General features: G+C 50.5%; 20 protein-coding genes. 18 read left to right on the top strand and 2 right to left on the bottom strand.

What is annotated here, in order from left to right; all coding sequences use genetic code 11:
• Positions 1 to 185: 185 nt before the first annotated feature.
• Positions 186 to 2,732 (top strand): discoidin domain-containing protein, encoded by a 2,547-nt coding sequence (locus NYE29_RS04470; protein ID WP_340894591.1) that lies wholly within the window; start codon positions 186 to 188, stop codon positions 2,730 to 2,732.
• A gap of 535 nt (positions 2,733 to 3,267) precedes the next feature.
• Here the strand turns inward: NYE29_RS04470 and NYE29_RS04465 are convergent.
• Both NYE29_RS04465 and NYE29_RS04460 read right to left on the bottom strand, forming a co-directional pair.
• On the bottom strand, positions 3,268 to 3,636 hold the full coding sequence (locus NYE29_RS04465) for a helix-turn-helix domain-containing protein (protein WP_076109989.1): 369 nt from the start codon (positions 3,634 to 3,636) through the stop codon (positions 3,268 to 3,270).
• 177 nt (positions 3,637 to 3,813) lie between these two features.
• Entirely contained in the window at positions 3,814 to 4,896 is a 1,083-nt protein-coding gene (locus NYE29_RS04460; protein ID WP_340894587.1) for a glycosyl hydrolase family 28-related protein, read from the bottom strand.
• Between the two features lie 709 nt (positions 4,897 to 5,605).
• Here NYE29_RS04460 and galU point away from each other — a divergent pair.
• The 17 genes from galU to NYE29_RS04375 all read left to right on the top strand — a co-directional run bounded on the left by galU (position 5,606) and on the right by NYE29_RS04375 (position 24,631).
• A complete protein-coding gene (galU, locus tag NYE29_RS04455) occupies positions 5,606 to 6,508 on the top strand; it encodes a UTP--glucose-1-phosphate uridylyltransferase GalU (RefSeq protein ID WP_076109987.1) in 903 nt (300 codons plus the stop codon).
• A gap of 3 nt (positions 6,509 to 6,511) precedes the next feature.
• Positions 6,512 to 7,207 carry a sugar transferase gene (locus NYE29_RS04450; protein ID WP_076109986.1) on the top strand — a complete coding sequence of 232 codons (696 nt, stop codon included), beginning with the start codon at positions 6,512 to 6,514 and terminating at the stop codon, positions 7,205 to 7,207.
• A 24-nt stretch (positions 7,208 to 7,231) separates the two neighbouring features.
• Positions 7,232 to 8,170, top strand: a complete 939-nt coding sequence (locus NYE29_RS04445; RefSeq protein ID WP_076109985.1) for a GDP-L-fucose synthase family protein — start codon at positions 7,232 to 7,234, stop codon at positions 8,168 to 8,170.
• Between the two features lie 20 nt (positions 8,171 to 8,190).
• Positions 8,191 to 9,186, top strand: a complete 996-nt coding sequence (gene gmd, locus NYE29_RS04440; RefSeq protein WP_038586541.1) for a GDP-mannose 4,6-dehydratase — start codon at positions 8,191 to 8,193, stop codon at positions 9,184 to 9,186.
• 118 nt (positions 9,187 to 9,304) lie between these two features.
• Positions 9,305 to 10,618 carry a lipopolysaccharide biosynthesis protein gene (locus NYE29_RS04435; protein WP_076109984.1) on the top strand — a complete coding sequence of 438 codons (1,314 nt, stop codon included), beginning with the start codon at positions 9,305 to 9,307 and terminating at the stop codon, positions 10,616 to 10,618.
• Entirely contained in the window at positions 10,593 to 11,762 is a 1,170-nt protein-coding gene (locus tag NYE29_RS04430; RefSeq protein ID WP_340894583.1) for a glycosyltransferase family 4 protein, read from the top strand. Before NYE29_RS04435 ends, NYE29_RS04430 begins: the two co-directional genes overlap by 26 nt.
• Before the next feature lie 17 nt (positions 11,763 to 11,779).
• Complete coding sequence (locus tag NYE29_RS04425) at positions 11,780 to 12,988, top strand: hypothetical protein (RefSeq protein WP_076109983.1); 1,209 nt, start codon at positions 11,780 to 11,782, stop codon at positions 12,986 to 12,988.
• Positions 12,989 to 13,010: 22 nt separating this feature from the next.
• Entirely contained in the window at positions 13,011 to 14,138 is a 1,128-nt protein-coding gene (locus NYE29_RS04420) for a glycosyltransferase family 4 protein (protein WP_076109982.1), read from the top strand.
• A gap of 40 nt (positions 14,139 to 14,178) precedes the next feature.
• On the top strand, positions 14,179 to 15,423 hold the full coding sequence (locus NYE29_RS04415) for a glycosyltransferase family 4 protein (RefSeq protein WP_076109981.1): 1,245 nt from the start codon (positions 14,179 to 14,181) through the stop codon (positions 15,421 to 15,423).
• A 16-nt stretch (positions 15,424 to 15,439) separates the two neighbouring features.
• Positions 15,440 to 16,813 carry a sugar phosphate nucleotidyltransferase gene (locus NYE29_RS04410; protein ID WP_076109980.1) on the top strand — a complete coding sequence of 458 codons (1,374 nt, stop codon included), beginning with the start codon at positions 15,440 to 15,442 and terminating at the stop codon, positions 16,811 to 16,813.
• Between the two features lie 36 nt (positions 16,814 to 16,849).
• A complete protein-coding gene (locus tag NYE29_RS04405) occupies positions 16,850 to 18,589 on the top strand; it encodes a hypothetical protein (protein WP_076109979.1) in 1,740 nt (579 codons plus the stop codon).
• A gap of 240 nt (positions 18,590 to 18,829) precedes the next feature.
• The gene (locus tag NYE29_RS04400; protein WP_038586558.1) at positions 18,830 to 19,579 is read left to right on the top strand and encodes a YveK family protein; all 750 of its coding nucleotides are present in this window, start codon (positions 18,830 to 18,832) and stop codon (positions 19,577 to 19,579) included.
• The gene (locus NYE29_RS04395) at positions 19,560 to 20,228 is read left to right on the top strand and encodes a CpsD/CapB family tyrosine-protein kinase (protein WP_038586561.1); all 669 of its coding nucleotides are present in this window, start codon (positions 19,560 to 19,562) and stop codon (positions 20,226 to 20,228) included. Before NYE29_RS04400 ends, NYE29_RS04395 begins: the two co-directional genes overlap by 20 nt.
• Before the next feature lie 23 nt (positions 20,229 to 20,251).
• Positions 20,252 to 21,625 carry an O-antigen ligase family protein gene (locus NYE29_RS04390; RefSeq protein WP_340894578.1) on the top strand — a complete coding sequence of 458 codons (1,374 nt, stop codon included), beginning with the start codon at positions 20,252 to 20,254 and terminating at the stop codon, positions 21,623 to 21,625.
• 2 nt (positions 21,626 to 21,627) lie between these two features.
• Complete coding sequence (locus NYE29_RS04385) at positions 21,628 to 22,707, top strand: glycosyltransferase (protein WP_083675543.1); 1,080 nt, start codon at positions 21,628 to 21,630, stop codon at positions 22,705 to 22,707.
• 3 nt (positions 22,708 to 22,710) lie between these two features.
• Positions 22,711 to 23,259, top strand: a complete 549-nt coding sequence (locus NYE29_RS04380; protein WP_340894576.1) for a WcaF family extracellular polysaccharide biosynthesis acetyltransferase — start codon at positions 22,711 to 22,713, stop codon at positions 23,257 to 23,259.
• Between the two features lie 28 nt (positions 23,260 to 23,287).
• Positions 23,288 to 24,631, top strand: a complete 1,344-nt coding sequence (locus NYE29_RS04375; RefSeq protein WP_340894575.1) for a lipopolysaccharide biosynthesis protein — start codon at positions 23,288 to 23,290, stop codon at positions 24,629 to 24,631.
• The last annotated feature ends 31 nt before the right edge of the window (positions 24,632 to 24,662 follow it).

Genomic DNA, 24,662 nt, shown 5'->3' with positions numbered 1-24,662 from the left:
ATAAGTCATTGTGAGGCAGGCACCCCGGAAGAAAGCGAGGACAAGGAATGAGGACTAGAACTAAGAAGAACAAGAATAAACCTCTACATCTACTGTTAAAATTCGCAGCTTTAACCCTCTTGTTTCTATTGTCTGTTTCTATCTTCGGAGATGACGGGACGAAGAGGGCCGAGGTGGAGGTTGACATGTCCAAATTGTCCGCAGCGAAAGATGCAGGACCCGCATTGCCGGACGGAACTGTGCTGTGGCAACTGGGCAAGCACGACGGAACAGCTGGTGAATTTGCGGCTGCCGGCTCTTCGGCCGCTAAGGAGGCATTTAAGGTTGCCTCCGTTTCGGCCAAGACTGCGGAGCTCCAAAGTGTGCCCTCCGGTCTTAGAGGCGACACTAATCCTGAGCTGAGGATTATGTATAAGCTGGATAAGATCCCGGTCAACGGGGTCTTATTTCGCGTAAGCATCATAGATGCCTATAAATCCATTCCGCAAATGAGCGTATTCTCCAACCGGCAGCTGTCGGGGATTATCCAGATTGCAGGTGTTGCCGGTACAGACAGCAAATATACGTTCCGCAAAACGTATGAGCTATATATCCCGAAAGAGCAGCTGGTGGCTGGAACCAACGAACTAAAGCTGCAGGTGGCCCGCGGGATCTATTCCTCCGATTTGGAGGATAAATACAACTGGTGGACCTGGGATGACCTTAGTCTGGAGTCGCTGAATGCCCCAATCAAGGAGCCGATTCATGGCAGCTACACACTGACGGGCACCATGGTGAACAACAAGCAATTTTATTTTGACGAAGGCGCAGTTACGCATCTGCCTTATATTATGAAATGGCTTGGAGTAGCTTACAGCGGCAATATTATGCGCACCAGCTGTGCCAGCGATGTCGGCCGCTCCTGTTCGAATATGGAGGAGTACTACAAGGTGCTCAAGGATTACAACATGCAGGCCGTTGCGCTGTATTTGTATACCGGTGATATTAAGCTTAAGGCGGATGGCTCACTGCCGGATGACGCCGAGAAGAAACTGACTGATTATTTCCAGAAGTACAGCCCGTACTTCCAATATTATGAGGTGGACAATGAACCCGGCCTGTTCAATCGTTCGAAGGCAGTGAACCTGGCGATTGCCAACTGGCTGAACGAGAAGGGCAAAACTATAGCTCCCCATCTGCAAACTGTGGCACCAGGTTGGGCCTATTGGCCGAGTTATAGTACGGATTCCTGCGGCAACCAGAAAGGCACGCTTAAACAGTGCGGCGATCCGGACGGTTGGGAACGTGATTCGGAACAACGCAACGAGCTGGAGGAAGTGACGGATTTAACGAATGGACACTCTTATGGCGAATCCTATATTTTCAGCCATGGAGGAAGCTTTACCGAGAATCTGAAAACCTTTGGCGGAACTGCGGACGGCCTCGGCAAAAAAATGCTGACGACGGAGTTCGGCACTTCAGACACACATGTAGATGCTTACCAATACGGGGCAGCCGAACGGACATCGGCGGTCTTCGACCGGATTATGCGCGGTCATATCGGCTACGCGGATATGTTCATCCAGCATGCCGCCTTCTTCAAGAATTTCAGTCTGTTCAAGTATGGATTCAATCTGGAAGAGCATGATCCGGCCAAAACAGAGATCTACTATACCAAAGAAGGCGAGGATTCCCGGGTCAGCATTATGAGAAGGCTAAGCCTGGCTTATGCTACCCACGGAGCCCCGTTAAGTTATGAAATTACCAATAAGGATGATCTAGCCGACAAGCTGCTATATGTACGTGCTGTTGATACCTCAACACTTGAGCCTCAACCCGGAAGCAAAGCCACCTCCAACAAGGTGCTGGTCAATTTCGTCAATTTTGAGGATACACCGCAGACGGTTCATGTGAAAGTAAATATGCCGAAGAAAACCGTATATGAAGGTGAACGGTTCGGCAGCGGTGATTCATACGAGGCGGCACGCAGCTATGTATCCGGCAAAAGTGCTACACCTGTACTGGAGTTTACCGAGACTTTAGCTCCGGGCGAAGCGGTGCAGTATATCCTGGAGCCATCCTCCGAGGTGGCGGATGCTGCACCGCAGAGCTTTAAAGCTGCTGCAGTCAAAGGTTTGTCCGTAAAATTGAACTGGCTGGAGGCCCCTGGAGCAAGCTATGAAGTGCTCCGGGCCGACGGCTCAGGCACAGACCTGAAGGTTATCGCAACGGGGATAAAGGATACGGAATACACCGACAGCAAGCTGCAGGAAGGAACATTATATACGTACGCGGTTAGGGTACCTGGTTCCAGCGTCATGTCGGAGAAGACACAGATTACAGCAACAGGACTGGTTCCTTTGGACCGTTCGCAGTGGAAGGCATCCTCCAATGTTAATACCGAGGCGTCCTATCCCGGAAATGCGATTGACGGAGACCGGCGCACACGCTGGGATACGGGTAAACATCAAGCCTCCGGAGAGTATTTGCAGGTCGATCTCGGGAAGGAACATAGTATAGAAGCGGTGGAAATGGATTACACATTATCTTCTTATGATTATCCACGGGGATATGAGCTTTATGTATCGGATGACGCCAGCAATTGGAAGCGCATAGCTTCCGGAAAAGGGAAGCTGGAGAAGACCAAGATAGAGTTTGCCAAGGTGAATGCGCGGTACATCAAGATTCTGCAGACCGGCTCGGGAGGAAATTACTGGTCCATTCAGGAGCTGCAGATTTTTTCAAGAGAATAGAGAAGCTGGGATTGGGCTGGCCGCATTTTTAAGAGAACTGATGAGGGCATGAAGTTATAAGAAATTTATAAGGAAACCGAGGACTGCCCTGTTCCGTTCTTATCGAAATTGCGGCAAAGATTTATGAATTCACTTTCGGAGATATGTCCGTGTTTATACAACGCGTGGAAGCTTTCTTTTAGGTCTATTGTGCCTTCGTGCTTCATTCCTAACTGGTTTAGCAAGCTGCGAATAGAAAATTCTAATCTCATCAACTAAGCTCCTCCGCGAATATCTAAAATTAGGTAATTCATGTAAGCCTACTTTACTACTAATTCAAAAAAAAGAATGTCACTATGTGTCGGTGATAAAACTAATATTTTAAGTACTTTTGACTCATTTTACTCATTTTTGACTAGGCTGCAGAGGAATATGTTGAAATGTATTCAGCAGACTAGAGAAGTATACATAAGAATTGCAAGAGGAGCAGGAATAAAAAATAATCACGACAGCTCCCTTAACTAGCGGAACCGCCGTGATTATGATGGATATTGATTCATTGTTGACCATTGTCGCCAGAACCGGCGGCCGCCCTGTTCTGAACTACCCGCTCCAGCAGCATGCGCACAAGCTCCAAATCCTGCTCTTCCAAAGGAACGCCGTCCCAATGCAGCTGATGCTGGTTAAGGATCTCTCTGGCATTGTTCGTGATTTCCATGGGGTCGGGGTTATCGGTAAGGCCGATGAGATAATCTGAGGTAGTGTGAAGCTTCTTGGCAATCAGTTGAGTATTTTCAAGGGTAGGCTGACGGTATCCGGATTCATACCCGGCATACGTACTTTTGGCGACGCCAACCGCTTCAGCAACCTCCTGCATTGAGAATTTTCTTGTTTTTCGTAGCTGTTTCAACCGTTTAGCAAACATCTGCATGCCTCCAATTGCGGGTTCCAACATGATTGGATATAGGCGTAATTCGTATTGAATCATTTTTGGATATTATACCATAAACATAACTGAACGAACATCCATCCCTTTTACAGCCGTCAACCCGCTTGGGAAACTCCCCCGCATACCCCCCGGTACTTTACGAGTGTTCTATTTTCAAGGGAGAAATATAGAATTAACAGTGGTCACCTGTTTGTTTACGGTTTTGCTCTGGAACGTGGAGTTGTATACGGTGATTGTTCCCCCCACAGGCAAATCAGTATTATAAATAGCCACTTTGCTGTATCCAACGGTAGAGGCCATAAATTTGCTGTTGTACACTTTCACCTTTGCATTCGACAATACCGCGATATCCGCTTTGGGATCACCGGTATAATTGGCGGAGCCGTTGTTCTTAAAGATTGAATTGACAATCGTTACCTCCGCATAATCTTCAACATGAACACCCTGTCCCCGGATATGAATAAAACTGGAGTTTTTAATGACAATGTCTTTTGCGGACAAAGCAACGCCTACTCCAAATCCCGCCCAGCGGGAAGGGCTGGTGTTGGTATCAAATACACAGTTCTCGATGACCCAGTCACGGCTTGGAGCATTGATTTCAATCCCGTCTCCTTTGATATTCACAAACCGGGTATTCAGGATCTTAACCTCGTAGCTCGGATTTATATTCGACAGAATGCCATAGCCGGAATTTTCGAACAGGCTGTTAAATACAGTTAGCCGGTTGACTGTTACCGCATTCTGAATCCCTTGAACGCTGCATTCGAATCTGACGTCGATAATGTTGATGTCGTCCCCGTTCGGCATAATGCCAATGCGGGCTTTAATCCCGATGCCTTGAACACTCTGTTTGCCGAGCAGCCGCAAGGCGGCTTCATCCTTGTTATCATTGCGGATCAAGGTAGCATCTCTTCTGCCTGCACCTAGAACGGATATATTTTCAGGGATATGAATAGAGTTGATTAGATAAGTCCCTCTGTCGAAATAAATCGTGCCGCCCCCCGAATCCTGCGCAGCCTTTACAGCCTTGGCGATACTCGCCGTATCATTGGTGACTCCGTCCCCTACGGCCCCGTAGTCCTTCACATTAAACGTCGGAATGGCAAAAGCCTGAACACTTCCTGCGCCCGTATCGCTGCTCCAGGCTTTCTCCGGAGCCTTATTCCAAATGAGTCCCACAGCCAGAGCTGCAGTAAGGACGGCAACCAGGGGCAAAGCTATTTTCCAGCGCATCATGAATCCCTCTCCTTAATGAAATGGTTTATGAGTAACTTTGAAAAACTTTTTTTCCTGAAAAGAAAACATTAGTTGTTTACAAAGTTATTCTAAATGAATATAATAATTTTGACAAATACTCCTAATGAATAATATATGGCGATAATCATTCGATGTCAGAATATGTGAAGAATGAAAGGGAACATGAAAGGAAATGGGATAAGCGCTTTTAAAAATATAAGAATTTATATGTTTCACACGATAACTTATCCTTCTATTTCTCGCTGAAACGGTACCGTCCTTAAAAAGGACGGCAAAGCCGTTTTCACTTGATAGAGATTAGGCAAGGAATATTTTTTTTAGTTACTTGGTCGCGATATGAATAACTTTATTTAAATTATTAAACATTTATTCTCGGTGAGAACCATGAGAGGGAGGCCAGTCCTCTTTGGAACGGCAGACGTCAACCTTCATTAGCATATGTGCCCCGCCAACTGTTGGTGCGGCAGCAACAGCGGACAAACGCTGAGATTCCGTATATCATTGCCTGTATTTTTCGCAGGATCAAAGGTAATGCCTCCTGTACCTATATCATTGGAGACACTCGGTCATGCTGTGGGTGCTGATACCTTAGACGTTAATCGTCAAGGGTGTGACGTGAGGAAGGGTTAAATGCCCGCTTATTGCAAGAATTCAGTTCGTCAATAAAGAAACAAGGGATGTGTTCGGGATGAAAAAGGTAAGAAAGGCTATTATTCCAGCAGCTGGGCTTGGAACCAGGTTTCTTCCCGCTACCAAAGCAATGCCGAAGGAAATGCTTCCGATCGTAGACAAGCCGACCATTCAATATATCGTGGAAGAGGCGATTGCTGCGGGCATTGAGGACATTATCATCGTTACAGGAAAAGGAAAACGCGCCATAGAGGATCATTTCGATATCGCGTTTGAGCTTGAGCATACCTTGTTTGAGAAAGGGAAGCTGGAGCTGCTGGAAGAGGTGCGGCGTTCCTCCCAGGTGACTCTTCACTATATCCGGCAGAAGGAAGCCAAGGGGCTGGGTCATGCCGTATGGTGTGCGCGCAACTTTATCGGAGATGAGCCGTTTGCCGTGCTGCTGGGAGACGATATTGTGCAAAGCGACGTTCCGTGCACCAGACAGCTGATTGAACAGTACGAAAGCCTTGGGAGATCAGTCATTGGCGTCCAGACGGTACCTGCCGATCAAACGAACCGTTACGGTATTGTAGATCCGCTGCGGGCCAGAGGGCGGCTGTACGAGGTGGACCGTTTTGTGGAAAAGCCGGCTCTAGGCCAGGCGCCTTCCAATCTGGCGATTATGGGACGGTATGTGCTTACGCCGGACATCTTTGATTTCCTGGAGAGCCAGGAGACCGGAGCAGGCGGTGAAATTCAGTTAACGGATGCCATTCAAAGGCTCAATACGGAGCAGGGCGTATATGCCTATGACTTTCAGGGAGTACGGTACGATGTGGGCGAGAAGCTCGGGTTTATTCTGACGACGATTGATTTTGCCTTGAGAAGACAGGATCTGAGGCATGAACTTTTAAGTGCTCTCGGGGAAATTGTGGATAGAGAACACACCAGTACGTATGCAAAGTCAAGAGGTGAATAATAGATGATACCTTCCAGTCAAAGAGAAGAGGAAGCGGCCCTGTATGCTAAAAGGTACTATCCGGCAGTAAGGCGTGCCGGAGGCAGGCCGGAGACATTATATCTATTTAATAAACGGGTCTTTGACATTGCGGCATCTGCGGCGGCACTCCTTGTGCTGTCCCCCCTTTTCCTTATTCTTGCGCTGGTTATCAAGCTGGAAGATCCCCGCGGTTCCGTATTTTTCGGTCAAACCAGGGTCGGGAAGGCAGGACGTTTGTTCCGGATTTATAAATTCCGCTCGATGATTGCCGATGCGGAAGCGCTTCTGCCGAACCTGTTGAACCAAAATGAAATGAGCGGCCCCATGTTCAAAATGAGAAATGATCCGCGGGTGACCCGGGTAGGCAGATTTATCCGCAGAACAAGCATTGATGAGCTTCCCCAGCTGGTAAATGTGCTTAAGGGCGATATGTCGCTTGTCGGCCCAAGGCCGTCGCTTCCACGGGAAGTGGAGAAGTACTCGGAATACGACCGGCTTCGTCTATCGGTCACACCGGGATGTACAGGGCTTTGGCAGGTGAGCGGGCGGAGCGGACTGAATTTTAAGCAAATGGTGGAGCTCGATCTGCTCTACATTGAGCAGAGAACGCTGGGCCTGGATCTCAAGATTATGTTTATGACGGCCTGGCAGCTCGTGAGATCGAAAAATGCATTCTAAATCATTTATAACGGGGTGAAGCGTATGGATCGCCATTCGAGAATATATGTAGCTGGGCATCGCGGTCTGGTCGGTTCGGCCATCGTCAGCGCACTTGAGAAGCAGGGCTTTCATAATCTTGTCCTCCGTTCCAGAACAGAACTGGATTTGCGCAACGGCGCTGAGGTGGACCGTTTTTTTGAGGATCAGGAGATTGAGTATGTATTCCTTGCTGCGGCCAAAGTGGGCGGAATTGCAGCTAACAACGAACAACCTGCGGAATTTATCCGCGACAATCTGCTCATTCAGACCCATGTCATTGATGCGGCTTACCGTAACGGGGTGAGCAAGCTGATGTTCCTGGGATCGACCTGCATTTATCCAAAGCTGGCTCCGCAGCCGCTCAAAGAAGAATATCTGCTGACCGGAGAGCTGGAGCCGACCAATGCGCCCTACGCAGTGGCCAAAATTGCCGGCATCAACATGTGCCAGTCTTATAACAGGCAGTACGGCACCCGGTTCATTTCTGTGATGCCGACGAACATTTACGGGCCGAATGACAATTTTGATCTGTATTCGTCCCATGTGCTGCCTGCGCTGCTGCGCAAATTCCATGAAGCCAAGGAACAGGGCAGCCCGTCGGTGGAAGTGTGGGGCACCGGCAATCCGAAACGTGAATTCCTGCATGCGGATGATCTGGCCGAAGCCTGTCTCTATCTGATGGAGCACTATGAGGGCAATGATATCGTGAACATCGGTGTGGGTGATGACATTGCGATCAAAGACCTTGCACTGCTGATTAAAAAGGTTACCGGCTACGAAGGGGAAATCACCTTCAACACATCCGTTGCGGACGGTACCCCAAGGAAGCTGGTTGATGTATCCAGAATCAATGCCCTTGGATGGAAAGCAAGAATTGGGCTCGAAGACGGGCTGCACGATGTGTACGCTGATTTTCAACATACGTATGCTGTGAAAAAATAATGATGCGGGGGAATTCATCAATGAAGAGAGCTTTAATTACGGGCGTTACAGGGCAAGACGGGTCCTATCTGGCGGAATTTCTTCTCTCCAAGGATTATGAGGTATTCGGACTGCGGAGAAGAACGAGCACGCCCAACTATGAAAATGTGTACTCTATTAAAGATCGCATTCATTGGATTTCCGGAGATTTGACCGATTTGGCTTCCCTGATTGAAGCGGTGAGAATCGCTGACCCGGATGAGGTATACAACCTGGGGGCGCAGTCGTTCGTAGCCGCATCGTGGCCGCAGCCTTTGCTGACGAGTCAGATCACCGCCGTTTCCGTTACCAATATGCTGGAGGCGGTCAAGATTGTGAAGCCGACGGCCAGATTCTATCAGGCCTCAAGCAGTGAGATGTTCGGCAAGGTCGTAGAGACCCCGCAGCGGGAGACTACCCCTTTTTATCCGCGCAGCCCTTATGGTGTAGCTAAGGTGTACGGCCACTGGATTACCGTCAATTACCGGGAAAGCTTTGACATGTTCGCCTGCTCGGGGATTCTGTTCAATCATGAATCGCCAAGACGCGGACTGGAGTTTGTCACCCGCAAGGTGACCGACGCTGTTGCCCGTATCAAGCATGGGCTGCAAAGCGAGCTGCGGATGGGCAATCTGGATTCCCTGCGGGATTGGGGCTTTGCCGGGGATTATGTCAAGGCGATGTGGCTGATGCTCCAGCAGGAGGAGCCGGATGATTATGTTATTTCGACAGGTGAAATGCATACGGTCCGTGAGCTGCTTCAGGTGGCCTTTTCGTATGCCGGACTCGATTATGAGCAGTATGTGGTGATCGATCCTGAATTTGTCCGTCCGGCTGAGGTCGACCTGCTGCTGGGCGATTCCTCCAAGGCGCAAACCAAGCTGGACTGGAAGCTAGAAGTCGGCTTCCATGAGCTGATTCATATGATGGTGGATGAAGATATGAAGCGCGTCGCTGCTGAGATCCGCTACCACGATGCCTTTACTTTGGTGAACTAATATTTCGATACAGCATAGGTGATCTAACAGGGGACGGCGCTGCCGTCCTTTAATCAAATTGTGAAGGCTGAAAGCGGGTGAGTGCTCTGTGACCGCACTGAGATTGAGGCTGGCAGGGTTGAGACGCAATCGCGATTTCAATAACGTCATTTACAGCCTGCTTTCTTATTGTATTACTCCTGTCGTTCTGTTCATTTCAACACCGCTGCTGCTCAGGCATCTGGGTGATCAGCAGTACGGGCTGTGGATTCTTATCCAATCGGTGCTTAATGTGCTGGCGGTATCGAATTTCGGCCTCGGCAATGCGCTGATCAAGCTGGGCTCCGAGAGTGACAGCGAAGAGAGATTTAATGCCCTCTTCCGGGTAACGCTTACGCTGTCGGTCATTCTGGCGGTGTCGGCGAGTTTTTTTCTTCTTCTGTTCGGCACTTATATTTTTCCTTTGCTGGTGAAGGCGGAAGGGCTGGATACCGTGCTGTCCGTCTCCTATTTTCTTAGCGGAATCATCGGCATTCGGATCATCAACGGCATTCTTTCCGGTGCCTACATGGCTAAGCAGCGTTACGATCTGAACAGCAAGGTGAATATCGTATTCAACCTGGCAAGCTCGATTGGCTTCACCATACTGGCCGTCATGTATGGAGACTTGTATCTGCTGGTGCAGTGGATGTTCGTGTTTACGGTGCTGCTGGCGGTATGCAATGTCTTCGTTACACGCAAGGCGCTTCCCGGACTTCGATTTGCTCCCTATTTCGAGCGGGACAGCTTCAGAAGGCTGTTTCATTACGGGATTTATTCCTGGGGCCAAATGTTGATCAGCACGCTGAATGCCCAGATGGACAAATTGATTATCGGGGGATTTCTGGGTGCCAAAGTACTGGGGTACTACACGGTTTGCATGCAGGTGGTAGTGAAAATCCATGAAATTCCCGCTGCGGCCGGAGGATATTTACTGCCTAAATTCAGTTCACTTTCCAAGAGTGATGACCGCCGGGAAATCAGGAGGACCTATCATCAGTCACTGGTCATTGCCATTTCATTCGTAGGAGCTGCGGGTTTGGCAGCCTTTGTGCTGGCCAAGCCGATTCTGTCCCTATGGATCAGCCCGGAGTTTGCTGAAGCCCATTATGTGCTGTTCCAGGTGCTGGTATTGTCGGTATCTCTGGGTGCACTTGGTGTAGTCCCCTATTATTGTCTGAATGGAACCGGGTACGTCAGGCTTAATACTGCCATTTCACTTCTCACCACACTGGTGACAATGGGTCTGTTTGTTCTATTGATCCCGAGATATGGTGCCATAGGCATCGGCCTGGGCAAATTTGTCGGCATACCGCTGGTTGTCTTCTCCCTGTATTACGTGGAGAAAGTGGTTCTGAATGGCAGCGGTCAAAGGAGGGAACCGGTTCGTGAAGGGACGATGGAAAGCATCTGAAGAGAATCATCAGAAGAAGTACCTGTTCTTTGATTTGCTGAATACCGGACATCATTATCAATATAATCTGGCTGTGATGAAGGGGGTATTGAAGGGGGCGCCCTCCAGTGAAGTCACATACTATTCCAGTGGACTGGAGGAGAGCAGGCAGGCGGAGCTTGAGGCAGCAGGGATCAGTTATCAGCGGGCGGTGGAAAGGCGGTACCACCGTTATATGCCGTCCATGCTGGTCCGTGCGCTGCTTCTGCTGCAGGTGCTGCGTTTTGCTTACAAGCATAAGTCCGTTCTGCATCTGTTATATCTGGATACGCTGATCATTCCGCTGGTGTTCCTGATTCCTGCGCTGAGGGGGATGAAAATAACAGCGACGCTTCACTGGTATCCGCCAAGAGAGAGCAAGCGCAGGCTGCTGAGGAATCTGCTGCGGCGTCAACATCTCGACAAGCTTATTGTCCACGGGGATTATCTGAGGAAGCAGGTGCTGGAACTAACCAGCGTGGAGCAGTCAAGAGTAAGCTCTATCGTGTATCCCAACCTGCATCCTGCTGTGGTGCAGGAAACCGTTCAAGCGCCCGGCACCCATGCCAGCCAAGGCGCTGCGGAGTCTGTGCCGACCTTACTCTGCTTCGGCGGCCTGCGGTATGACAAGGGAATTGACCTGCTATTGGAAGCAGCCGGGAGACTAAGCAGCCAGCCGTTCTCTATCCTCGTCGCAGGCAGGGAGCAGGATTTCACACGCGGCGATTTGGAGCAGATCATCCGCGACAAGGGACTGGAGCACAAGGTTGAGCTATGTTTGGAATATATTCCGGATCATGAGGTGCCGTTATATTTCGAGCGGGCGGATATCATTGTGCTGCCTTACCGCAAAATGTTCTCCGGCCAAAGCGGACCGCTGACCGAAGCGGCGGCGAGAGGCAAGGTGATTATTGGACCGAGCCACGGGGAGATCGGGTACTGTATTGAGCGTTATGGACTGGGGGTCAGCTTCCGGGCGGAGGATATTAGCGATCTTGGCGACAAAATCGTCTATGCCATACATAACATGGATGAACTCCGCCGGAAATCACAAAGCTCGGAGTATAAGGCGCTCCTGTCGCCGGGTATTTTCGAGCAGCGGTATTTCGAGGAGCTTGCCGGGTAGGAGGGAGGATAATGTAAATGGCGTTTGTTTTAAAAATCGGATTCCTGCTGGTGACCGCCTTTTTGATCAAGCCCACGGCTTTGGGAGAGAGCTACTCCATACTGGGAATCGCAGCGGCCATGTTTGCCTTTTTGTTTCATCTCATTGATTGCCGGGTGCATCCCATGAAGAAAATATCCATTCAGGGCCCTCATCGGCTTGTGCTGTTCCTGGTACTGCTGCTGTTCAGCTACCTGCTGGGCCACGCCATGCTGATGAACTCCATCTTTCTGCTGAATGTGTTGAAAGCTGCAGTGCTGAACTGCACCGTAGTTCTCGTCGCGGCCTTCATCCTAAGCGAGGCAAGGGCCAACTATATTTTCTTTCGCAGCATGGTGATCATTTTTATTGGATTCATTGTGTCCTACTATGTGACGATCGCGCTGGCTGTATTTGTGACTCACCTGGAGCAGCTGGAGTTGTTCCGGATCCAAATCGGGGACTATCCCTCCTCAGGGATGACCTACTTCCCCTTCACCGTCATGTATGGCGTTTACACCGTAGACGGTATCCGGTTTCCGCGGCTGCTGGGGCTGTTCAGGGAATCGGGCATTCTGCAGATGTTCCTGATCTGGTCATTGTTCAATCTGAAGTCCATCCGGCTGAACCGGTTATGGATTAAAGGAACACTGCTGCTGGGGATTATCGCTTCGTTCTCAACGGCAGGGCTTGCGATTCTCTTCGCCAACCTTGTGCTGTATCTCTTTATGAATAAAAAAGTGATGAGAGGCGTCGTCTTGCTCTGCTTCACCTATGTGGTGGTCATGTACGCCCCGTTTATCGGGATCAACGACAAGACGGAAACGCATGGCGCTTCCATCTCTGACCGTACCATGGCTACAGAAGCAGGGCTGGAAGCGCTCGGGAACAATCCGTTCGGTGAAGGCATGTACAACACCCGTATTCCCAACGCGGGGATCAACCTGGTAGCAGCTTCTTCCATGATCGGCGTGGCCGGCGTGCTGCTCGCGATGCTTGTCTATCTGGTGCCGGCGCTTGCTGCCGGGGACCGCAGGCGGTATTTACTCGCAGTCATTCCCATTATTCTGACTTCGCTGATCTCACAACCGCTGCTGGATGCCCCGCTGCTCTATCTGCTGCTGATGGCCCCGTACAAGGGCGAAGAGGAACCACAACCCGAAGGGGCGGCATTACTTGTTCAACCCGCTTTGGAATACATCCGTTAGGATCAAGAAAAGGTAGGGTCTTATGATAAAAACACTATTGATAGCCTATCAGATCGCCCCGTACCGTATCCCGGTCTATAACACGATCGACGCATCGGAGGATATCGATCTTACGGTCTGGTTTCTGGAGGAGAAGGAAGCCAACCGGGAATGGAATATTGATTATCAGGATATGCGATTCCGGTACAGCTGCCTGCGCGGGTTCCATTTGTTCATTCAGCGTATGGATTTCGGGGTGCATATCAACCCGGGCTTATTCTTTAAGCTGGTACGCCTGAATCCCGATGTGATTATCACCACGAGCTATGACGCGATTGGCTATTGGGTCAGCTTGTTCTACGCCAAGCTCTTCCGTAAAAAGTTCGTAGTCTGGTGGGGCAGCACGCTGGAGAGCAGCAGAGTGAAGAACCGGGCGATGAATGCGGTGCGCGGATTGTATTTCCGTTCGGCGGATTCCTTTGTAACCTATGGCTCGGACTCAGCCAGATGCCTGAACCACTACGGCATTCCGGATGAGAAAATGGCTGTCGGCTTCAATACGGTGGATATCCGCTATTACTACCGGAAACGCCTCGCGGTTAAGCCCCATAAGGAAGAGGAGGGGCTGCTGAATCTCCTGTTTGTCGGTCAACTGATCAAGCGGAAGGGCCTGGAGGAGACTATCCAGTCATTGGCCCGGCTGAACCAAGAGAACTGGAGGCTGCGGATTATCGGCACGGGACCGGATGAGAAGAAGCTGAAGGAAATGGTCCGGCGGTACGGCATGGAAGAGAAGGTGCTGTTCGAGGGCTACAAACAGAAGGAGGAGCTGACCGGATATTTGGCGGCGGCCGACTGCCTGCTGGTCCCTTCGCTGATTGAGGTGTGGGGGCTTGTGGTCAACGAAGCGCTTGTCTCCAACACCTTCGTGCTGGCTTCCAAATATGCCGGCGTGACGAGTGATCTGATTGTCGACAAGGAGAACGGGATCATCGCCGATCCTCTGGACCCGGCCAGTATGGATGAAGCGATGCAGTGGCTGTTCGACAATGTATCCTATTTAAAAGCAGACAGGAAGATCAAGCTGAGCATGTGGAAGAAGCTGCATCCCACGACCTATGCCAAATCAGTGGTCCGGGCCATCCGGATGGCGAGCCGGCCCAGCCATTAAAAAGGTAAGGCTAAGATTATTTCGAGAGAGGTGCAAGGCTATGAAGCCGAAAATTGTGTTCGTGATCAATTATTTTTACCCGGATTATGCTTCCACCGGCCAACTGCTGACCGAGCTGTGCCTGCATCTGCAGAATGACTTTCAAATTACCGTTATTGCTTCGCAGCCCGGCTATTCCGGGGAGGCGAACACAGAGAAGAGAAGATTCATTACCGACCACCTGGAGAATATTGAAATTATCCGTATCCGTCTTCCTGTTGTCGATAAGCTGAATAAATGGAGTAGGCTGCGATATATCGTTACCTACTTTTTTTATGCCATTGTTGCCGTGCTGAAGCAAAGAAACGTGGATTTTATCTATACTATCTCACAACCGCCGATCCTCGGGGGGCTGATCGGAACGATCGGCAAGCTGCTGAAACGGTCGAAGCATATTTATAATATCCAGGATTTCAACCCGGAGCAGGCGAAGGCGGTCGGCTTCATGCAGAATGCCAGGCTGATGAAGCTTGCCCAGTGGGTGGACACCCTGAACTGCAAGCTGGCGGATCACATTATTACGGTAGGCCAGGATATGCAGGAGACCCTGCTGAGACGGTTTGCCAACAAGAAGGTGACAGAGAATACCGTCATTAACAATTGGACGAATGAACAGGAGATTATTCCCTTAAGCAGGGAACATCCGCAGGTCCAGGGCTTCCTTGAGAAGCATGGCCTGCAGAATAAATTCATTGTGATGTATTCCGGAAACCTCGGGCTCTATTACGATCTGGAGAACCTGATCAAACAGACGGCAGCCTTCCGTCATCTCGATAATCTCGCCTTCGTCTTTATCGGAGAGGGAGCGGTGAAAGCCAAGATGCAGGAATATGTGGCGGAGCACGAACTCTCGCAGGTCTATTTTCTGCCTTACCAGCCGAAAGAGGATCTGGTGTACTCCCTGAACGCTGCCCATGTACATCTGGTAGTTAATCAGAAGGGAATCAAGGGGGTCTCCGTTCCCAGTAAAATCTACGGGGTCATGGCTGCAGGCAAGCCGGTGCTTGGTGTCCTTGAGAACGGAAGTGAGGCGTATCGGCTGATTCGGGAAAGCAACTGCGGTCTTCTCGTCGAGCCTCACAGTTATGAGGAGGTTGTCCGCAGCGTGCTGGCTTTTTATGAATGGGATCGTGAAGAGCTGGAGGCCTGCGGGATGCGGGGAAGAGCGTATTTGGAACAGTATTTAAGAAGGGAACTGTCTCTTGAACGTTATAGAGAGCTGCTGCTGTCTTTAAAAATCTCATAAAAAGGTGGGGGAATTCATGAAGCTGGTGTTATTGTCCGGGGGTTCCGGAAAAAGATTGTGGCCGTTATCCAACGATTCCCGCTCCAAGCAGTTTCTCAAAGTACTGGAGAACGAAGAGAAGGAAATGGTCTCTATGGTCCAGAGGGTATGGGGGCAGATTGAGCGCAGCGGACTGGGTGCATCCACGTTTGTAGCTACGGGGAAATCGCAGATTGAAATGATGCACAGCCAGCTCGGCCCGCATGTGCCTCTGATTATCGAGCCGGAACGCAGGGATACCTTCCCGGCCATCGCGCTTACAGCGGCCTATCTGTATTCCTTCATCGGAGTGGATCCGGATGAAGTGATCGCCATTCTGCCGGTGGACCCGTTTGTGGAAAACCGCTTTTTTGATACCGTCAAGCAGTTGGAGGAGGTTGTGTCGGCAACGAGAGCTGATCTTGCACTGATCGGCGTGCAGCCCACGTATCCCTCTTCCAAATACGGCTATATCATCCCTGAAAGCGGTGCGGATTCCTCCGGCGGCAGCCTGAAAGTCAGCCATTTCCGTGAGAAACCGCAGGAAGAGGAGGCCAAAAATCTGATTGCCCAGGGCGCCCTGTGGAACTGCGGAGTGTTTGCCTTTAGGCTCGGCTATCTTATTGATATATTGAGCGGGCAAGGCCTGCCCGTGAACTACGAGGAGCTGTCGGAGCACTATGACCAGCTGCCCAAGATCAGCTTTGATTATGAAGTGGTAGAGAAGGCAGCCCATATCACTGTGGTTCCCTATGAAGGCTACTGGAAGGATCTCGGGACGTGGAACACTCTTACAGAAGAGATGAAAAACAATCAAATCGGCAGAGGAACGATCAGCGGGGATTGCAGCAACACCCACCTGATCAATGAGATTGATATCCCCGTATCCATTATCGGTTTATCCGATATTGTTGTGGCGGTGAGCCCGGATGGGATTCTGGTCACAGACAAGAGCGAAAGCCCGAGAATCAAGGACTACATTGATTATAATCAGGGACCGATGTATGAAGAGCGTCAATGGGGCTGGGTGAGAATACTGGATGACCAGTCGTATGAGGACGGACGCTGTGCCGTTACCAAACGGGTATGCATTCTTGGCGGCAAAAGCCTCAGTTACCGGATGCACACCAGCCGGGAAGAGGTTTGGACCATTATCAAGGGAGAGGCAGAGTTTGTGCAGAACGGGAATTTCATGCTTATCGGCCCGGGCAATGTGCTGCATATTCCGATGAAGACATTGCATACGCTCAGAGCTTCTGCCGACCTGGAGATGATAGTGGTCCAAAGCGGGCAGGTACGGGAACCTAACCGGATGCTCGAGCTGTATCCTACATGGGATGAGATGTCACAGCATTGCTTCAAAACCTCCTGAATAGTCGAATCATCCTAACCCAAAGGAGGCCAACACATGCATGCAATCGCCGATCAGCTGGAGGAAATCGTTCAGAGGCGTTATAACCGCTGGAAAAATGCAGAGCTGCCCGCTTATCTCAGCAAAGAGCTGAATGAGCTGAAGTCTGCAGAAATTATCGACCGCTTCTATCAGGATTTGCAGCTTGAGGATCACGGCATTTACGGAATTACCGGGGTTGGAACGAACCGGATGAATATATTTACGATCCGCCGCGTTTGCCGGGGACTGGCTGAGGAGATCAAAAGCCGCGGTTTTGCCGCCGGGCAGAGAGGTATAGCCATCGGCTATGATTCAACGTCCTTTTCCAAAGGGCTTGCGGAGCAGGCGGCGCTTGTTCTGGCGAATCATGAGGTGAAATGTTATCTGTTCCGCCAGCCTTCTCCAGCAGGTGAACTGGCCTTCGCCGTACGGTATTTACATGCTGCCGGAGGTCTGCTCATGTCGAGCGGGGGGGAGGCCTCCGGATACAGCGGCTGCACCCTTTACGATGAGCATGGAATGCCGGTAGAAACGGAGACCAACCTGCGCGTGGCCAGTTACATGGAACAGTGGGAAGACGGGCTTCATATCGGATTGATGAATGTAGAGGAGGCGGCCCGTACGGGCAGGCTTGTCTTTACCGGGGAGGAAGTCGCCAGCGCCTATCTGGAAGATGTGGACCGGATTCCAGTCTCCCGGGAAATCAATCAAATCATGGGCGCTTCTGTGCGTATCCTTTATATCCAGCCGGGGCAGGAGGAGGCAGGACTGCTGCGCAGCACGCTTCTGCGTTCCGGCTTTACCTCGGTACATGTTGTTCAGGACCCGAAGCTGCAGAGCGCGAAGTCGTCCTCCCAATACTTTGAGCTGTACGATTGGCGGCTGGCGAATGAGGCGGCTGCGGAGATGAATGCCGATCTGATTCTGGCGTTCAACCCGCAGTATAGTGAGCTGGCCTTGTCCATTAAGACGGAAATGGGCAAGTATCTTGTATTAAGCCACAGTGAAACGGCGGCGCTTCTTCTCCACTATCTTTTGCGGCAAAAGAACAACAGAGGGGGAAGCACTGCCGGTGGAGTGCTGCTTAAGTCTTTTTTTACAAGTGATCTTGCCTCGGCCATTGCCCGAAAAGAGGGGATTAAGACGATCAATGTTACCGGAGGTTTTGGCGGAGGGGCATCGCTGGGGAAATTTTGCCGCTCGGGCAATCTCCCTTTTCTGTTCGGTTACGATGAGGACGGCGGATTTGCGGTCGGGGGCTCCATTGCTGGCAGTGACGCCATTCAGTATGCTGTGCTGATTGCCGAGATGTCAGCCTATTTTAAGTCCAGGGGCAGAACACTTGGCAAAGAGCTGCTGGACTTGTATGCGGAGCACGGCTGGTTCGCAGATGACAGGATAGAGCTTACATACCGCGGACTTGAAGGCCGGCAGAGGGTGAGCTTTATCATGGGGCGGCTGAGCAAGGATGCGTTAAGAGTAGTGGGCGGATTAAAGGTTGAGCAGTTGTATGACTTCCGGGCCCGGGAGCATATCCAACTGGCCAAAGGCAAACATTTGGCGCTGGATATGCCGCGGTATGACGCGCTCAAATTTATAATGGAGGACGGGTCCTGGTATGGTCTGCGGCCGGTATCTGCACAGCCGGGCATTCAGCTGTTCCTCGGCAGCCATGCTTCTGACAGCCTTGCCAGCAGGAGGAAGCTTGCAGCCATACGATCCGACGTACTGTTTATGCTGGAAAGCATGCTGTAAAACTGAAAATTTTTATTTGTTTACAATGTTATTCGAAGCGAATATAATTGAGTCGACAAATACTCTTATCGAGGTATTTTTTTGAGAGCCTTAGAGACTGTCTGAAATTGCGGAATGTTGAAATCGGGCATGTAAAGAGGTATGGAAACGGGTTAAAGCAATAGTTTATGCCTTGTGGGTCGCGTATTGAATAATTATTATTTGTTTATTTGTTCTAATAATTCGAATGGAGGAATTTGAGTGGAGTTAAAACAGTATTGGACCGTAATCCGAAAGCGATTATGGCTGCTGGTCCTGCTTGTTGTTGTGATTACTACCGCCACGGGGATATACACGTATGAATACACCGAGAAGCAGTATACGGCGTCAACGAAGCTTATTGTAACCCCCAAGCAGGAGGTTGAACTGCTTGGCGGCAAGCTGGATCTAAGCACCATCAACTCCAACATCCGGCTGATAGCGACCTACAAGGAGATCATCATGTCGCCGAGGATCATGAATCTGGTCGTCCAGCAGTATCCTCAGCTTGGCCTCACATCCGATGAAATGCTGAAGAAGGTAACTGTATCCGCCGTCGAGGAATCCCAGGTGATGTCCCTGGAGACAGTGGATACTTCTTACGCTCAGGCAGCTGCAATTGTGAATGCAGTGGCTGCCATATTCCAGTCAGAAGTGCCCAAGGTGATGAAAATAGATAATATCAGCGTCCTCAGCGAAGCCAATCCGGCTGATACTCCAGATCCCACATCACCGCAGCCGCTGCTCAATATGATTATCGGACTCGTTCTGTCCCTGATGATCGGAACGGGACTTATGTTCTTGCTCGATTACCTGGACGATACGATCAAGACGGAAGCGGATATCCGCGATGTGCTGGGTCTCTCTACGTATTCGGCAGTCCCGGCGATTACACAGCGGGACCGGGTGGCAGCCCCGAGAAATACAGCCAAGCCGACGAGGAGGAAGAAGAATGTCACGTTCGAAGTCTAAGCATTATCTGATTGCGGATCCAAGTCTGGATTCCCCGGCTGCCGAGGCCTACCGCAAGCTGCGGACTACTCTTGATTATTCGCACCAGGATGAAGGCATCCGGACGCTCATGATTACTTCGGCATTAAGCGGCGAGGGCAAAAGCACGACTGCTGCCAACTTGTCGATGGCTTACGCGCAGTGCCGGAAAAAAGTGCTGCTGATTGATGCGGACCTGCGCAGCCCGTCCCAGCACTCCATATTTAATGTAGAGCAAAACCCGGGAATCAGCGCGGTTCTAAATGGCCAGGCTCTGCTGGAGGAAGTGCTTGTGCCTGTGCTTGACGGAACATTGACGCTGCTTCCGGCCGGACCCCTTTCCGGCAACCCTGCGGAGCTGCTGACCTCGCCGCGGATGAAAGATTTGCTGGCTGAGCTTAGCGGGAAGTTCGATCTTATCCTGATTGATACCCCCGCACTGCTGACCTACAGCGATGCCCAGATCATCGCGGCCCAGTGTGACGGCGTCCTGCTGGTAGTCAAGCCGGGCAAGGTGAAGAATGGCGCTGCGCTTAAGGCCAGAGAGAGTCTGGCGCTGGTTAAGGCACGGGTGCTTGGGGCCGTCCTGAGCAACGTCAACCGCAAAAATGCCGGCCGTTTTATCTACTAGAAGAAGAGTACAGGAGAATAGCTATGAATGCTTTCATTTATCTCGCTTTTGCATTGCTCCCGCTGGACAATTTCCCCTATATGTTCGGCGGAGCATACAAGCCGGTTTCTCTGATTTTTATCGTACTGTATTGTGTACTCAAGATTCCGGTACTGATCCGGATGAAGTTCCAGAGAAAGGAGATCTGGATCTTTATCGTTCTGGTATCGGCAGTCCTGATCTCCGCAATCCTGGGCCTGCAGAACAATTACTCCTTTGCGGGGCTTCAGGATGCAGTGGTTTCTCTGGCCGCCGGCATTATCATCTATCTGAGCTTCAGAATATATGTACATTCGAGCGAATACCGCAAGGATTCATTCCTGACCTTGTTCCGCTGGATGTTCAGAGGATATTGGCTGGCCGTCATAATCGGTCTGCTCCAGCTTGTATATATGTATGCCTTTCATAGCGGCGCGCTAAGCAGTGTAATCGGTTTTTTCGTCCAGAGGGATTCTTACGTCACCGCAGGACGGCTGCATTTTACATTCTCGGAGCCATCCTACATCGGACTTCATACCAATCTGCTGCTGTTCCCGGCCTATCTCATCCTGAAGAAATACAATTATTTAACGAAATCCGACAAAGTCCTGCTATGGATCTTTATCCCGTTATCGCTGCTCTCCTTGTCTATCCGTTATTATCTGGATCTGCTGTTTTTTGTGGTCGTGTATGTCATTGTTACCAGCAAGCCCGAAAAGTTCCTGATGTTATTCATGAAGTTTATGATGTACCTTGCGGCTGCTGCTGTTCTGCTGAATATCGTGTTTGTTAACAATCTCTTTCAATTAAAATCCGATCATTACTACCGTATTCTGCATATCTACGAGGATCCTGCCAGTATTACGGAAGATAATTCATTCAGCATCAGAAGCACTTACTCCAGTCTGGGTTTTCGATCCTTTCTCGATAAGCCGTGGTTCGGGTATGGAATGGGGAATTACTATTACGGCTTTATGCATAATTTGGACCATATTCCCGCTGATACCCTTGAAGAGAACGAGGAGCTTAGGGACGCTAAATACAATCTGACCCTCCCGCAATATAACATGTACACCCGGCTGCTGTCGGAATTCGGCCTGCTGGGGATTATGCTGATTTTATTATTGCTCTCTTTAGTAAGGCTCAGCCACAAGGGCAATTTCCCGAAGCTGATGGTCGTCCTGCTGTTGTATTCGCTTCTGCAATTTGATTCTTTTGCTTTCATCCAGGTGCTCTTTTGGGTGGCTATTCTGCAGAGCGAGGAGGTGTCCCGGCTGCGGATTGGCAAGGCGGAGAGCACAGAGAATAAAAGAAAGATGGCTAAGATGCATTCGGGCCCGTGGGTCCAGCTGCGGAGGTCAGAACATTATCCCAAGTGACAATGAAGGTGATCATAATGAAGAAAATCTGCATTATCGGCCAATTTCCCCCGCCTGTGCACGGATTGTCCAAAGCACTCGAGACACTTCTGAATTCCCGGCTTTTTAACGAAAAATACGAACTTACCCATGTGGATATTAAGGACAATAAGAAAGTTGCTGCTCATATGAGCATGATCAACCGCCAGGACACAGATATTTTTTACTTTACCATTTCACAATCCAAGTGGGGCAATCTGCGGGACATGTTTATTCTGGCCAATCTGTTCAGGAAGGGCAAAAAAGTGGTCATTCATTATCACGGCGGCTACTTCAGACAGCTGTACAGCCAGTTTAATCCCCTGCAGCGGGCCATCAACAAGAAACTGCTCGCGAAAGTGGATGTGATGATTGTCCTCAGCAAAAGTCTGGAATGCCTGTTTGCCGGGATTGTCGATGCCGGGAAAATCAGAATTTGCGAGAACTGCATTGAGGACAGCCAGCTCTTAACCTCATGGGAATATGAGAGCAAAATCTTCAGGCTGATGGAAACCGGAAAGCCGCTTGAGGTGGTATACCTGAGCAATTTCATTAAGAGCAAGGGATACTTCGATCTGTTGATGGCAGCGGAACGGCTCAGGGACCGGGACATTCATTTTCATTTTGCCGGCAGCTTCTTCAATCGGGAGGATGAGGAGGAGTTCCTGGCCTACATTCAGCAGAACGGGCTGCAGGATAAAGTGTCTTACCATGGCGTGGTAACCGGGGAGCGCAAGAAACGGCTGCTGGAGCGCTGCGATATCTTTGCGCTTCCGACCTACTATCCCAATGAAGGGCAGCCGATCTCCATAATTGAAGCAATGGGCAACGGACTGGCCATTATCTCGACGAAACATGCCGGCATTCCCGACATCGTATCCGAGGAGAACGGCTTTCTGATCGAACCGCAGTCGCCGGAGGCGATTGCCGGAGTCATCGCCGGACTGCTTCAGGACCGGAGCGGAATGAAGCAAATGGCTGATGAGAACCGGAGTAAGATTCTACGCAGGTATAAGGAAGCGGACTATCTAAAGCGGTTGGAACTAATTATGGATGAGGTCTGAACAATGAAGATGAACTTAGCGAAGTATGATCAATCCTGGTTCGTTAGAGGGAGAAGCGGCGCTGTAGTAATGCTGTGGTGGCTGATACAGGCAACCGTGTTCAGAGTGTCGCTGCACAATATGCATGACTTCCGCAGCGCTTTGCTGCGTCTGTTCGGCGCACAGGTAGGCAAAGGGGTAAGGATAAGGCCTTCGGCGAAGTTCACGTATCCCTGGAAGGTCAAGATCGGTGATTATTCCTGGATTGGAGACCATGCGGAGCTGTACAGTCTGGACAGCATCGTGATCGGTGACCATTGTGTGATATCCCAGAACGCCTATTTGTGTACAGGCAGCCATAAGCTGAATGATCCCCATTTCGGTCTCATTACGAAACCGATAGAGCTGAAAGACGGAGCATGGGTGGCTAGCCATGTCTTTGTATACCCCGGAGTAACAATCTATGAAATGGGGGTTGCAGGGGCAAGGAGCACCGTGATGAAAGATATTCCCGCGAACCAGGTTCATGTCGGATTTCCCGCCGTGTATTTCAAAGAACGATTCACGAGCTGAAAGGCTGCACCATTAAAGGAGAGTAGCAATGAGAATGATGAAGAAGGCCTCCGGCAAAAACTTTTCGTGGCTGTTCACCGGAAATTTAATTTATTCGTTATCCCAATGGGGGATGGTGGTTTTGCTGGCGAAGCTCGGAAGCCCGGCCATGGTCGGCCAGTATGTGCTGGCTCTGTCAATTACGGCTCCGGTCATTCTGTTTGCAAATTTCCAGCTTCGTGATTTCCAGGCTACTGATGCCAACAACCAGTATTCATTCCAGCAATATTTAACACTCAGACTGCTGTCGATGACGGCCGTATTCCTCCTCATTCTCGCTGTTACTGCATTCATTCCGCTATCCCTGAATACGCTTCTTGTGGTCTGGTTCGTCTGCGCGGCCAAAATGGTCGAATCCGTCTCGGACATTTATTTCGGACTATTCCAGCGGAATGAAAAGATGGAGTATGTCGGGAAATCCATGATTCTAAAAGGGTTGTCCTCTGTCCTTGTGCTTGGGATAAGCGTCTATCTGACCCAAAGCATTGCCGCCGGAGCTCTAGCGCTTGCGCTTGCCTGGCTAGGGATTCTCTTGTTCTACGACATGAAGAACGGGGCTGCCATGCTGCACAGCGGTTCGGCGGAAGGGAGACCGAAGAAGGGCCGCCTGGTGAGTCTCTGGAAGGATTTCGGGAAAGGGGAGCGGACTACGCTCAAGGGGCTGCTCCTGCTTGTATTGCCACTGGGTATTACCGCTACGCTGGATTCGCTGAACAGCAGCATTCCGCGTTATTTTCTCCAGCATATCGGCGGTGAGGAAGCGCTCGGCTACTATTCTGCGATCGCCTACATCATGATGGCGGGAGGCACCTTTGTCAATGCAATGACACAGGCGTCGAGTCCGAGGCTGTCGCGCTACTACCGGGACAACCTGCAGCGGTTCAAACGGCTGCTCCTGCAGATCATGGGCCTATGCCTGCTGCTCGGACTTGCGGGTCTTTCCGCTGCCTATTTCATGGGTGAGTTTCTGCTCAGCCTGCTCTACAGTCCCGATTATGCCGCGTACAACAACGTCTTCATTATTATCATGCTGGCAAGTACGATCTGGTACATGACAGGCTGTCTCAGTGCAGCTTTAACCGTCTCCCGTTATATTAAGCTGCAAATTCCGGTATTTCTGCTGACCTGCGTATCCATTATCGCAAGCTCCTTCCTGCTGATCCCGGTCTATGGGGCAACCGGCGCCGCGTGGAGCATTTGCATCGGAATGGGGACAAGATTTGTCTGCAGCTTTGCGCTGGTTCTTCATGCCTTGTCCAGGCAGGCGGCACTTGCCAAACAGGCGGAGCAGCGGGAGACGAGGATGGCTCTCGGCGATATCGCCAGGGGATAAGTTCTTCTATTTAAGCTCACAAAACTTTGAT

The organism is Paenibacillus sp. FSL M7-1046 (assembly GCF_038007405.1).
Classification (GTDB): Bacteria; Bacillota; Bacilli; order Paenibacillales; family Paenibacillaceae; genus Paenibacillus_AQ.
The sequence above is the reverse complement of the archived record's forward strand: the minus strand, read 5'-3'. Positions and strand labels throughout refer to the sequence as shown.